13 protein-coding genes are annotated in these 12,574 nt (G+C 63.9%); 2 read left to right on the top strand and 11 right to left on the bottom strand.

All coding sequences use genetic code 11. From position 1 onward, the window contains the following. Window positions 1-80: 80 nt before the first annotated feature. The gene (gene epmA, locus AC6UUM_RS08680; RefSeq protein ID WP_500801889.1) at window positions 81-1,091 is read left to right on the top strand and encodes an EF-P lysine aminoacylase EpmA; all 1,011 of its coding nucleotides are present in this window, start codon (window positions 81-83) and stop codon (window positions 1,089-1,091) included. Between the two features lie 111 nt (window positions 1,092-1,202). Here the strand turns inward: epmA and AC6UUM_RS08675 are convergent, their stop codons facing one another. The 3 genes from AC6UUM_RS08675 to AC6UUM_RS08665 form a co-directional block, all read right to left on the bottom strand. After that, on the bottom strand, window positions 1,203-1,640 hold the full coding sequence (locus AC6UUM_RS08675; RefSeq protein WP_500801888.1) for a hypothetical protein: 438 nt from the start codon (window positions 1,638-1,640) through the stop codon (window positions 1,203-1,205). A 111-nt stretch (window positions 1,641-1,751) separates the two neighbouring features. Next, window positions 1,752-1,934, bottom strand: a complete 183-nt coding sequence (locus AC6UUM_RS08670) for a hypothetical protein (protein ID WP_500801887.1) — start codon at window positions 1,932-1,934, stop codon at window positions 1,752-1,754. 260 nt (window positions 1,935-2,194) lie between these two features. Beyond that, window positions 2,195-3,220, bottom strand: a complete 1,026-nt coding sequence (locus AC6UUM_RS08665) for a hypothetical protein (RefSeq protein WP_500801886.1) — start codon at window positions 3,218-3,220, stop codon at window positions 2,195-2,197. Between the two features lie 393 nt (window positions 3,221-3,613). Between AC6UUM_RS08665 and AC6UUM_RS08660 the strand changes: the two genes are divergently transcribed. Continuing rightward, on the top strand, window positions 3,614-4,402 hold the full coding sequence (locus AC6UUM_RS08660; RefSeq protein WP_500801885.1) for a helix-turn-helix domain-containing protein: 789 nt from the start codon (window positions 3,614-3,616) through the stop codon (window positions 4,400-4,402). A gap of 29 nt (window positions 4,403-4,431) precedes the next feature. Here AC6UUM_RS08660 and AC6UUM_RS08655 read toward each other — a convergent pair whose 3' ends face one another. The 8 genes from AC6UUM_RS08655 to AC6UUM_RS08620 form a co-directional block, all read right to left on the bottom strand. Further along, a complete protein-coding gene (locus AC6UUM_RS08655; RefSeq protein ID WP_500801884.1) occupies window positions 4,432-5,388 on the bottom strand; it encodes an NADPH:quinone oxidoreductase family protein in 957 nt (318 codons plus the stop codon). A gap of 47 nt (window positions 5,389-5,435) precedes the next feature. Continuing rightward, window positions 5,436-6,191, bottom strand: a complete 756-nt coding sequence (locus tag AC6UUM_RS08650; protein ID WP_500801883.1) for an enoyl-CoA hydratase/isomerase family protein — start codon at window positions 6,189-6,191, stop codon at window positions 5,436-5,438. Then, entirely contained in the window at window positions 6,188-7,276 is a 1,089-nt protein-coding gene (locus tag AC6UUM_RS08645) for a CaiB/BaiF CoA transferase family protein (protein ID WP_500801882.1), read from the bottom strand. Before AC6UUM_RS08645 ends, AC6UUM_RS08650 begins: the two co-directional genes overlap by 4 nt. A 68-nt stretch (window positions 7,277-7,344) precedes the next feature. Further along, window positions 7,345-8,106, bottom strand: coding sequence for an alpha/beta fold hydrolase (locus AC6UUM_RS08640; RefSeq protein WP_500804938.1), 762 nt, complete (start codon window positions 8,104-8,106; stop codon window positions 7,345-7,347). Between the two features lie 53 nt (window positions 8,107-8,159). Further along, entirely contained in the window at window positions 8,160-8,711 is a 552-nt protein-coding gene (locus tag AC6UUM_RS08635; protein ID WP_500801881.1) for a VOC family protein, read from the bottom strand. A 17-nt stretch (window positions 8,712-8,728) separates the two neighbouring features. After that, window positions 8,729-9,331, bottom strand: a complete 603-nt coding sequence (wrbA, locus tag AC6UUM_RS08630) for an NAD(P)H:quinone oxidoreductase (protein WP_500801880.1) — start codon at window positions 9,329-9,331, stop codon at window positions 8,729-8,731. A gap of 14 nt (window positions 9,332-9,345) precedes the next feature. Next, window positions 9,346-11,529, bottom strand: coding sequence for a TonB-dependent receptor (locus AC6UUM_RS08625; protein WP_500801879.1), 2,184 nt, complete (start codon window positions 11,527-11,529; stop codon window positions 9,346-9,348). Window positions 11,530-11,769: 240 nt separating this feature from the next. Beyond that, complete coding sequence (locus AC6UUM_RS08620; protein WP_500801878.1) at window positions 11,770-12,564, bottom strand: IclR family transcriptional regulator domain-containing protein; 795 nt, start codon at window positions 12,562-12,564, stop codon at window positions 11,770-11,772. Window positions 12,565-12,574 lie beyond the last annotated feature (10 nt).

Genomic DNA, 12,574 nt, shown 5'->3' with positions numbered 1-12,574 from the left:
CCAACGCGCCCATAATGCTGCCCGGCGTTAGGGCATGGCAGCATGACTGTTCAAGCTAAATCATGATTGGGAAAATCATCTTGCCTCGCCCGTTCTGGCACGCCGACATCCACGCCGACCGCCGGCCCTTCCTGATCGGCCGCAATCGGGTGAAGGCCGCGCTGCGCCACTGGTTTGCCGATCAGAACTTTACCGAGGTGGAATGCGGCGCCGTGCAGCTGTCGCCCGGCAACGAAACCCATCTTCATGGCTTCCCGGTGCTGTGGCGGCCGGACGGGGGTGCCGAACAGACCCGCTATCTGCACACCAGCCCCGAATTCGCCGCCAAGAAATTGCTCGCCGCTGGCGAAACGCGCATCGTCGATTTCGCCCGCGTCTGGCGCAACGGCGAAATCGGCCCGCTGCACAGCCCGGAATTCACCATGGTCGAATGGTACCGCGCAAATGCCGATTGGACCGCCATCATTGCCGACACGCTGGCACTGGCCCGCGCCGCGCAAGGCGCCGGCGGCAACGGCGCGCTGCGCTGGCAGGGCCGCACCTGCGATGCCAGCGCGGAACCGGAGATGATCACGGTCGAACAAGCCTTCACCCTCCATGCCGGCATTGATCTTGCCGCTTGCCTCGATGACCGCGACGCCCTCGCTGCCGCCGCCGGCCTCACGCCGCGCCCCGACGACAGCTGGAGCGACATCTTCAGCCGCATCATCGTGCGCCTTGAACCAAAGCTGGGCCGTGACCGCCTGACCTTCCTCACCCATTATCCCGTCTGCGAAGCCGCCCTTGCCCGCCCCTGCCCCGCCGATCCGCGCTGGGCCGAACGCTTCGAAGCCTATGCCTGCGGGGTGGAACTCGCCAACGGCTTCGGCGAACTGACCGATGCCACCGAGCAGCGCCGCCGTTTCGAGGCCGACATGGACGAAAAGCAGCGCATTTACGCCCGGCGCTACCCGATCGACGAGGATTTCCTTGCCGCGCTGGGCCACATGCCCCCGGCCAGCGGCGTCGCGCTCGGCTTCGACCGGCTGGCGCTGCTGGCGCTGGGCGGCACGGACATCAGGCAGGTGATGTGGACACCGTTTCCGGTGTGATGGCCCCCGGCTGCCGGCTCCCCCTCTCCCGGACCGGCTGCGCCGTCTCTCGACCTCTCCCCGCTGGGGAGAGGTCAACTCGCGCGAAGCGCGGCGGGAGAGGGGAGCGGCTTACGAAACAACGGCCACCCGCCCACCAAAAAACCCCAGCTTCACCGCCGGCACCAGATACGCCACCAGCAGCACCGAATTGGTCACCGCATTCACCGGCACGCCGTTCAGCACCGACAGCGCCGAATCCACTACCCACCAGCCGATCACGCCCCAGCCCAGCCCGCGCCACACCAGCGGATCGGCGCCGCGCGCCCGGAAGATGCCGAGCAGACACAGGCCCCAGCCCAGCATCACCGCACCCACCAGCGCCACCGACAACCGCATGCCCGGCGCCGTGAAATCAGCCTCTGACAACGTGCCCAGGCTGACCAACCGATAAAACGCCCCCGCGCCGCCATCCAGCCCCGGCACGCCCGCGGCGGAAAACACCACGCCAAAACCGATCACCGCCCAGCACCAGATGTGCAGCCATTGCTCCCAGAACTTGCGCGTCATGTGTCGTCTCCTCCGCCGGATTGCCGGGACAAGCTGCGCCGGGCGGGGAAGCGCAGCAATTACCGCGCGGGTAAGTTTGACGTGGGCGTGCGCCAATTGTTATTTACAAGGTTACAAAGGTTCCGCTTTTGCAGGTTTTTTGGCATTCACCGTGCCAATTTTATCGGGATGCTTCGAGGCAGTTTGCAAGACATCTGCGCACCCATCGTTGCGTTGAGAACGATCAAAAATCCCCTGCCCCAGTCCGCACCCTTGCGGCCAGAATAGCGAATCCATCAGCACCAGTTTGGACACATTGGACGAATCGGGCGGGATTCAGCGCTGATTTCATTGCCTGTCTTCGCCCAGCTTTGCCCCACCGGACAGCGCGATGATGACAGGCTTTGGCGGTGTAGGACAGGCCGCGCATCGGCCTGCTACCGAAAGCCATCCGAAGGATTGCAACTGGACTGGCATGGCTTGCAGACTGGCAGGTTCTGGGCAACGGAAATGGCGGCGCGACGCTCCGCAGATTGATGAAGAAGATGAACCGCGTTGGCTTTCTTGATTGCCCGTCAGCCAAGCGAACTCGAACTCGAACTCGAGATTTCCTGCATGGCGTCGCTGACGCTCGAGTTTCCCCTGCTGTTCATAAGGGTGAGAACCTGGGTGATCAGACCCGCATTGTTCGAATTCACATTGTCGATGGAATCGACCTTGTTCACCAGTTCAACGAATTCGTCATCCTTCATCGCATCATTCAGCAACTCGATCGATTTCAGGAAACCGTTGGTTATGTGATTGACCGCGAATTCTCGTTCTGGTCCGGTGAAGGTGAAAAGCGGGTATGTTGCGGGATTGCCTATTTCACGGCGAGTTTGGTTGAGAAAGCCATGCGCATCGCTGAACACCTTGTCGAAGATCGCTCCGCCAACGCTGCGAAGGTCAGGATCGGCCGCAAGGAACGCCGCAACCTTCGAGGTGTGCATCGAGACAGCCGACTCTTTCCGGACTGTCACAGCATTATCGATCGCTGAAAGTTCAAACTCACCCGGCCCCTTCTCATAGGCCATGATGTTGTTAAGATTTCCATAATGAGAAAAGATTGGACCAACCGGCAACCTGTCGTTCATGCAAAAGATAACGTCCAAGCCGGCGAGGATACCAAACGCGTGCAATGTACTGGCCGTTCCGAAAGCTGTATCCGGCCTGCCTGGATTCAGCAGCAGTTTATCTTGCAGGGTCTCACCTCTTAGACGCTCCTGAATAAGAATCGGACAGCCGTTAAATGACGACAATTTTGAATTCACTTGAACAAGTTCCGAGCGCTCCTGATCCGACGCAATTCTGGTATCAGGAACCCGAATAATATTTCCGACGGTGGCGGCTCCTTTGGACACTGCGTAACGATATAAGGCATTGCAGTTATGTTCCCGGAACAGCCCGTCAGACAACCCATCATTTGCCGTGTCCTTGACGACTTTGGCAAAAATAGTGCCCGAAGGTGATTCGACCATGAACGTGTATGAGCTTTTTCCTTGTTCGTTCTCGACGACACTGCTGCCTCTGTAACATCCGGGCACATAGACAGGGAGCGGCATCAGAGAACCCTTTCAAGTACTTGGCGAGCAAAATTTGCGCGTTCCGTAAAAATAAATTCAAAGGATCGGAAAGTCAAATATAAATGAAATATTAATGTTTATTGATCACGTCAATGTTGTGATATTCTGGAGAAATATGGGTCCCAACCTGCCATATGCTACTGCCAAATCGGCCTAGGGCCCATCGCAAAAGAAATATCCGTACCTTCTTTTAATGCATGATCACTTGCATTTCCAAGGCCAACCAGCCCCACCGCCACAAAAGAAAACGATCATGATCGCCGCGTCTCAGTCCTTGCCGGCAGGGGACCGCTTGCCTTCTGCTAACCACATCATCCCTACGCTTACCTCTCACATCATTGCGCGCCCGCGCCTGTGTGGCACAGTGCGCGTATGGCAACCCGTCCCGACCTCAACGATCCCGGCCCGTTCGGCAACGCCCTGCGCACCGCGCGCGCCAGCCGGCGGCTCAGCCAGTTGGCATTGGCGCTCGATGCCGGGGTCAGTGCGCGGCATTTGTCGTTCCTTGAATCCGGCCGCGCCAGCCCAAGCCGGGAGATGGTGCTGACCCTGGCCGAGGCGCTGGCCTTGCCGTTGTGGCAGCGCAACCAGTTGCTGACCGCGGCCGGCTTTGCCGCGGCGTTTCCGGCGTCGCCGCTGAGTTCCGAAGCGGTGGCGCCGTTCCGGGCGATCCTGAGCCAAATGATGGAGAACCACGCGCCCTTCCCGGCGCTGCTGTGTGATCGGCACTGGAATGTCCTGGAGGCAAGCGCGTCGGCGGCGGCAATGCTCAGCCCGTTGCTGGAGGGCTGGAACGGGCCGCCCAATGTGTTTGCCCTGGCCGCCACCCATCCGCGCGCGGCCGAGCTGATCGCCAATTTGCCCCAGGTGCTGCACGAAAGCCTGGAGCGGCTGGCGCTGGAGCAGGCCCTGGCCGGCGATGATCCAGTGCTGGCCGATCTGATCGCCATGACTCGCGTCGCGGCGCAGCGCCACCCGTTCAAGCCCGGCGCACGGCTGCGATCGCCGATCATGCCGGTGATCTACAACAGCCCCGGCGGGTGCCTGTCGTTCCTGTCGCTGATCGCGCAGTGCGGGACGTCGGAAGATGTGACGGTGCGCGATCTGCGGCTGGAATTGCTGTTTCCGGCCGATGAGGCGACGCGGGCGGCGTTTGGCTGACTCCCTCTCCCTTGATGGGAGAGGGGGTTTCAAATCCCGATCACGCACTTCCCATCAATCCGCCCCGCCCCCATCGCCGCAAAGGCCTCCCGCACGTCGCCCAGCGGCAATTCCAGCCCGATGTGCGGCCGCATGTGCGCGGCGCGGGCGTCGATCTCGGCGATGTGGCGCACGCCGGCGGCCGGGTCCTGCCTTCCCTGTTCGCCAGCGCGCACGCCGACCAGTTCGATTTCCTTCAGCAAAAGGCGATTGAGCGGCACCGCTGGCCCGCGCCCACCGGTGAACCCGATAATGGCATAACGGCCGCCGCGGCGCAGGGATTTCACCAACGGCAGCACCAGCGGCCCGGCGACGGGATCGAACACCAGATCGATATCGCGCAGCGGGATCTCCGGCGTGGCGCGGTCAATCAGCAACGCCTCATGCGCGCCCGCCTCATGCGCCAATTGCAGCCGCGCCGGGCTGCTGGCCAGCGCCACGACATGCGCGCCCAGATGCACCGCCAGTTGCACCGCCACCCGGCCCATCCCGCCGCCCGCGCCCGTCACCAGCACCCGCTCCCCGGCGGCGATGCGCCCGCGAGTCACCAGGCCGACCCAGGCGGTGAGCGCGCCCACGGTGAAGGCTGCAGCTTCGGCCAGGCTGAGCCCCGCCGGCACCGGCCGCACGCTGCGCGCTGGCAGGGTGATGCGCTCGGCCATCATGCCGGAGCGGCCGCCCAGCATCACCGCCTGGCCCAGCAGCGCCTCCGCCCCCGGCCCAGCGGCAATGACAGTGCCGGTTGCTTCGGAGCCGGGGATGAACGGCAAGTCCGGTTTATACTGGTAGCCGCCTTGCAGCATCAGCCAATCCGGGAAGTTCAGGCTGACATGGCTGACCGCCACCTGCACGTCGCCCGCCCCCGGCGCGGACGGTTCCGGCCAATCCTCAACGAGGGCAAGGCCCGATAGATCATCGGACAGGCGGGAACAGACGGCGGCGCGCATGGTGCAACATGGCCCGGCGCCCGCAACCGCGCCACTTGGTGCAAACGTCAGGCGCGAAATTGCGGCTTGCGCTTGGCAACGAAGGCGGCGGCGCCTTCGGCAAAATCCGCGCCGGCAAAAGCCGCGGCAAAGATGGCGGCGGTTTCGGTATCTTCCGCCACCTGGCCATCGAGCACGCGGCGCACGAAGCCCTTGATCGCCTTGGTGGAATGGCGCGAACCGCCAATAATGGCTTCGATCACCGCTGCCGGCGTCTCGGCGATCAACTCCACCAGCCCGATGCGCAACGCTTCCTCGGCCCCCAGCAGGCTGCCGGTGAACAACAGGCGCCGCGCCTGCCCCGGCCCGACCAGATCGACCAGCAATTTCACATCATGCAGCGGATAGACGAGGCCCAATTTGGCCGGGGTGATGCCCAACCGCGCCGCCGGCGTCGCAATGCGCAGATCGCAGGCCAGCGCCAGCCCGCAGCCGCCACCGACGCAATCGCCCGTCACGAAGGCGATGGTCGGCAACGGGAAGCGGGTGAGCTCAAATTGGGCGCGGTTGATCGCCGCCTGGTTGGCGGCGCGCCAGTCGGCGTCGTGCTGGTTGGTCAGCATCTCATCGATATCAGCCCCGGCGCAGAACGCCCCGCCACCCGCCGATTGCAGCACCAGCACGCGCAGATCCGCATTGGCGGCGGCTTCGGCCAGCAGCCGCGGCAGCGCCTGCCACATCGCGAGGCTGAAGGCATTGCGCTTGTCGGGCCGGTCGATCAGCAACCGGGCAACGGCGCCCTCCTGGTGCAAGCGCAAGCTCATGGCGTGGAGTCTCCCAGCGGCGGCACCGGCCCCGGCACATAATCCTCGCCGGCAAAGCGGATGGCCGGCGCGATCTGGTGGCGGCCATTGGCGTGCACCACCAGCCCGCGCTGCGCGACATGGTCGCTGGCAAAGACTTCCGCAAAATCCAGCACCGGTGCGAAGGCGACATCGAGATCGGCCATATAGGCCGCCCACGCATCACGGCTGCGGGTGGCGAAGGTGGCGCGCAGATAGTCGATCAGCGGCGCCTGTGCCGGCCCGGCCTCGGCTTCGGCGAGCGCGATCAGATCGGGCCGGCCGAGCGCGGTCAGCAGGCTACGCGCGAACTTGATCTCACGCCCACCCAGCACGATGTGGTGGCCATCGGCGCAGCTGTAGACATTGTAGAAGGCCGCACCGCCCAGCGAGCGTTGGGTCGTTGACTTCGGCGCCGGCCCGCCGGCCATCGCCGCACCCGCCGTGTGCGCGCACCACGGCAGCAGGCTGTCGAACATGGCGATATCGATATGGTCGCCCGCGCCCGTCCGTTCCCGGCCGATCAACGCCATCAGCACCGCCGACAGGCCCGTCAGGCCCGCCGCCACATCGGCCGCAGGTACGCCGGGCACCACCGGGCGGCCGTCCGGGCCATCGTTCACGCTGAGAAAGCCGGCCAGTGCCTGCACCGCCATGTCGTGCGCCGGATGATCGGCGAGTGCGCCGGTCTGCCCGAACGCCGACAGCGAGCAATAGACGATGCGCGGATTGATCGCCCGCACCGCCGCCCAGCCAAAGCCCAACCGGGCCATCACGCCGGGGCGGAAGCCTTCCACGAACACATCGGCATCGCGCAGCAGCTCGATGAGCGCGCCCCTGCCAGCATCGCTTTTCAGATCGAGCACCACACTGGCCTTGCCGCGGTTGAGATTGGCGAACCAGATGCTGTGCCCCGCCTCGAACGGGCCCTGGCTGCGGGCCGGATCGCCGGCGGGCGGCTCGATCTTGATCACGGTCGCACCCTGATCGGCCATCATCATCGTCAGCATCGGGCCAGGCAGAAACTGGCTGAGATCGATGACGCGGATGCCGGAAAGCTTGCCCATCTGATTTTGCCCCCCCGCCAAGCGCTTGCCTATCCGCCATGGCAGCCCGGCGACCCAGCAGCAAGCCTTCAGGCCAGCGCCGCCCTGATGGCCGCGTTGGTGGCGTCCGGCGCTTCCATAGGCGCCAGATGGCCGCCGCCGGCAATCAGGCCGTGGCCAAAGCCGGCCTGCCCCAGCGCCAGCGCCACCGCGCGCCGCCAGGGCGTGTCGTCCATGCCGGCCAAGGCCGTGGCCGGCGCGCGGATGCGGCGCACATCATCCAGCGTTACGGTGAGGGGCTGCCCCGGCTCAAGCAGGTCCCGCCCGTCATAGCGCGCCAGCATCGCCGCCAGCGCGCTGCGCACCAACGGGCGGGCCGCGGTGAGCGGATGCGCCAGCCACAACTGCCGCATCGCCTCCAATTGCCCGGCGCGGGCCAGCGCGGTCATCTCGGCCAGCGGCAGGGCGTCTTGTGGCTCCGGCAGGTCGGCATCCAAAGGCGCACCGATCACCAGCAGGCGCCCAAGGCCGGCAGGCTGGCCCCCGGAATGGCCTGCCGCGTGCGCCAGCGCCACCTTGCCGCCCTGGCTGAGCCCGACGAGATGATAATGTGTCAGGCCCAGCGCTGCGGCAACACGCGCGACATCGGCAGGCTCTTCGCCAAGATCGGGCGGGGCGGTCGCTTCGCCAAAGCCGCGCCGATCAACTGCCACCAACGTGAAGCGATCGGCCAGCGCCGCCTGTCCGCGCCACTGACGGCGATCCAGTGTCCAGCCATGGAGAAAGATGATGGCAGCCCCTTCCCCTGCCACCTCCACCACCAGATCGCCGCCGGGCACAGCAACGCGCATCACGCGGCCGCCGGCAAAGGCGCCATCCATGACCCTGGACGACGCCGATGGGTTCACGCCGCGTCGCGGCGGAAATGATTGTTGTTGCTGTGATCGCCGGCCAGCCAGCGCTTCAGATCAGCATGGGCAGAGGCGCGGCGGGCGGCATCCAGCGCCGGATCCAGCGCTTCCGGTGCATCATGGGTGAATTCGAGGATCATGCCGTTCGGGTCGGTGACATAGACCGAGCGGCAATAGCCATGTTCCAGCACATAGGTTTGCGGCTCGACGATGCCAGCGGCGGCGATGCGCGCTTCCATCTGTTCCTGCGTGTCCTTGTCCACATGCAGGGCGATGTGGATGAACGGGCTGGATGGGATATCGGGGCCGAATTCGGCCTGATCGGCCGGATCGACAAACTGGAAAAACGCCAGGCACGAGCCATCGGCCAGTTCGAAGAAAACGTGGCAATAGGTCCGTACCTTGCCGAACAATTCGTCGGCTTCGGTCCAGGTAGCGATCAGCGGCAGGCCGATCACGTCTTCATAAAAGGCGCGCGTCGCCTCCAGATCCTTGGTGACATAGGCGGTGTGATGCAGGCGGTTCGGGCGACGTGTGATGCTCATATGATCCCCCACTGATTTCAGCCGAACAACTTGGTGGCAATTTCCGCGACATGCTTGCCCTGGAAGCGCGCGCCGGCCAGCTCGTTTTCCGAAGGCTGGCGGCTGCCATCGCCGCCGGCAATGGTGCTGGCGCCATAGGGCGTGCCACCGGAAATCTCGCTCATGATCGTGTTGCCGGGAAAGCTGTAGGGCAGGCCGACGATGATCATGCCATGATGCAGCAAGGTGGTGTGGATGCTGGTCAGCGTGGTTTCCTGGCCGCCATGCTGGCTGGCGGTGGACACGAAAGCGCTGCCGACCTTGCCGATCAGCGCGCCCTTGGCCCACAGGCCGCCGGTCTGATCCAGAAAGTTGCGCATCTGCGCCGCCATGTTGCCGAAACGGGTGGGCGTGCCGATGATGATCGCATCATAATTGGCCAGCTCGTTCGGATCGGCGATGGCGGCGTCCTGCTCGGTCTTGAAGCCATAGGCCGCTGTCACCTCTGCCGGCACCAGTTCGGGCACCCGCTTCACGTCCACTTGGCTGCCCGCCACGCTGGCCGCGCCCTCGGCCACGGCATGCGCCATGGTTTCGATATGGCCATAGCTGGAATAGTAGAGGACAAGGACGCGGGCCATGGAGGTACTCCTGATCAGAAATTGACGCTGGCTTCGATACCATAGCGCCGCGGACGCGCCTTGAACACAAAGCCGCCCGGCGAAAATTCGGCGTTGTAGATGCTGTTGGTCAGGTTCTGGCTGAAGGCCGTCACGCTGAACCGCTTGGTGGAAACGCCCAGGCGGGCATCGACGATATCCACCGGATCGCGGCTGGTGCTGTTTTCGACATCCCACCAGGTCCGCCCGGTGCGGCGATAATCGAGCCGGGCATTCAGATCGAGCGTGTCGGTGATCGGCCGGGCATAGTTGATGCCGGCATTCAGCGTGTAGCGGCTGATCAGCGGCAGTTCGTTGCCGATGCGGCGCGCGTCAGCGAAGGCCTTGATATTGCTGTCAGTATAGCCCAAACCGAAATTGATATCGAGGCCCTTCATCGGCCGCAGGCTGGCTTCGAGTTCAAAGCCCTTGATCTGCGCCAGCGGCACATTGCCAAGGTTCTGCGTCGAGTTGGCCGCCAGGAACACGAAGAAATAGCTGTTCTCCGTGCGGGTGGTGAAGGCTGCCGCGTTGAAGGTGAGCAGGCGGTCGCTGGTCTGCGTCTTCACGCCGACTTCCCAGGTTTCGGCCACTTCGGCGTTGAAGATGTCGCCCACGCCCACGATGCCGTTGCCGGCTGCCACCGCGCCCACACCGGTCTGGTTGAAGCCGCCGGAACGGAAGCCGCGGCTCCAGCCACCATAGAGATTCACTTCGTCGATCGGCTTGTAGCTGATGGTGAATTTCGGCTGCCAGGACTGGAAGCTGCGTTCGCGGACATCGCCGCTGCGGCCCTGCGGGAAGCCGGCCACGTTGGGCAGGAACGCGGTGGGGGTGAGCGTGGTGTTCTCACGCTTGTCACGATCATAACGCAGCGATGCGTCAAGGCGCAGCTGATCGTTCACCTTCCAGCTGGTGTTGGCAAACACCGCCCAGGCGAAATTGTCCTGGCTGTCAGACAGGAAACTGAACTGCGGATTGGCCGGGTTGGTGCTGGGGGTGCGGAACACCGGGAACACGCCGGCGCCGGTATCGATCATGTTGCCGGTGGAAATGAAGCGCTTGGTGCCGACCATGTAGGTGCCGGCCACGAACTGCACCGGCTTGTCGGCCGGCGATTCATAGCGCAGCTCGTTCGACCAGGCATCGACTTCCAGATACTGGCTCTGGTTGAGATCGAAGCCGAAGAACTGGAAGAACAGGGATTCGCGGATCGGCAGGAAGTTGAAGGCATCGCCGGTCAACACCTCCGTAACGCGATCATAGGCGAACACGTTGGAAACCGTACCGAAATCGCCGCTGTACTTCAGCTTCAGAGCGCCGTTCCACATTTCGCGATCATTCTGGCCGCGGTTGTTGACGCGCACCGGCAGCGAGGTGTTGTTCACATCATTGACGATGTTGAAATACAGCGCCTGGGTCTGCAGATTGGAATAGGACACGCGCAGATCGACATCGAGACCGGCCGTGGGGTTCCACAACAGATTGCCGCGCAAGTTCAGATCCTTGATCGGATCGGCCTTCTCGTTCAGGAACGTGTTCTGAATGAAACCATCGGTGTCATACCAGCTGCCCGACAGGCGGAATTTCAGATTTTCCGCCAGCGGCCCGGAAATGTTGCCGCGCACATAATAGCCGAAGCCATTGTCCACGCCGGCGGTCACCTTGCCCGACAGCTCATTGGTCGGCGCCTTGGACTTGATGATGATGGCGCCGCCGATGGCATTGCGACCATAGAGGCCGCCCTGCGGGCCCTTCAGCACTTCGATCTGTTCGATATCAAACAGTTCCTGGTTGAACTGCGCCGCGTTCACCTGCTGGATGCCATCGACGATCACCGCCACCGATGGCTCGCTGTTGCGGGCCTGGGTGATGCCGCGGATGATGACGAAGGCGTTGCCGGCGTTCTGGGTTTCCACCAGATTGACGTTGCTTGTCAGCCCGATGAAATCGCCCGGCCGCTCGATGCCGGCGGCCTGGATGGTGGCAGCGCTGAAGGCGGCAATGGCTGCCGGCGTTTCCTGCACGGTGCCAGCGCGGCGGGTGGCGGTGACGATGATTTCGCCCGCGTCGTCAGTCGCTTCGGGTGCAGCGGCGGTTTGCGCCAGCACCGGTGCCGCCGCCAGGGCAATGGCAGATACGCCAGCCAGACCGATGATGCGGATGAACGAAATAGCCATGTTGAACCTCCCCAGATGCGGCGGACCGCGGCGGCTGCCCCCTGATGTTGCCCGCCGGTAACCGGCAGGCACGGCCGGTGCGGCTTGCCTGATCCGGCGATTAGTCTTTCGTCATGCGAAGTCAAGTTCGATATGCGAATAAATGACCCAAGGGCGCGGCTTGACAGCCTTCGCCGGCGCTTTCGCTTCACCATGTCGCATTTCGGCAACGCCCTGTTGGCGTTGCCCTCCACTGCGCTGTCAGCGCGCCAGCGATCGCGCCAGCATCGGGAAACGGCGCAGCTCCGCTTCGATGGCACCGGCGGCGTCCTGCAGCAGCGGCAACCTTGTGCGCACCAGCTCATCCTGGCTGATGCGTGTGGTGGAGGTGGAACAGTTGATCGCGGCCACCACCTTGCCGCCACTGTCGCGCACCGGCACCGCCACAGAGACAATGCCATAATCCAGTTCGTCGAGCGCGCTGTCGTAATGGCGGTCACGCACCGCCGCCAGGCGGCTGCGGAAACTCGCGGCATCGGTGATCGTGCGCTCGGTCAGCCTGGTCAGCGGTTGGCCAAGAAATTCCGCGATCACCGCGTCGCTGTTGTAGGCCATCAGCACCTTGCCCATCGAGGTGGCGTGCAGCGGAAAGCGCGTACCCACCCCGGCACCCAGCCGGATGCGGCGGTTCGACGGAATGTGGCAGACATAGAGGATGTCGCGCCCGGACTGCACCGCCAGGCTGACCGAATCGCCGGTGGTCTGGCCCAACGCCTGCAACGGCGGCACCGCCACGCTTTCGATGTTCATCGAATCCAGATAGGCCGAACCAAAGGTCAACACCTCCGGCGTCAACAGGAACCGCCGGCCATCCTGTTTGATATAACCCAAGGCGACCAACGTGTTGAGGCAGCGCCTTGCCACCGCCGGTGACAGCGCGGTCGCCGCCGCCACCTCCGAAAGCGCCATTTCGGGGCGCGTCGCATCAAACGCGCGCAGCACTTTCAGCCCGCGTTCCAGGGTGGACAGATATTCCGGATCCTTGTCGGGCGTCATCCGCGCCGTC

It is taken from the genome of Sandarakinorhabdus sp. (genome assembly GCF_987265915.1).
The sequence above is the reverse complement of the archived record's forward strand: the minus strand, read 5'-3'. Positions and strand labels throughout refer to the sequence as shown.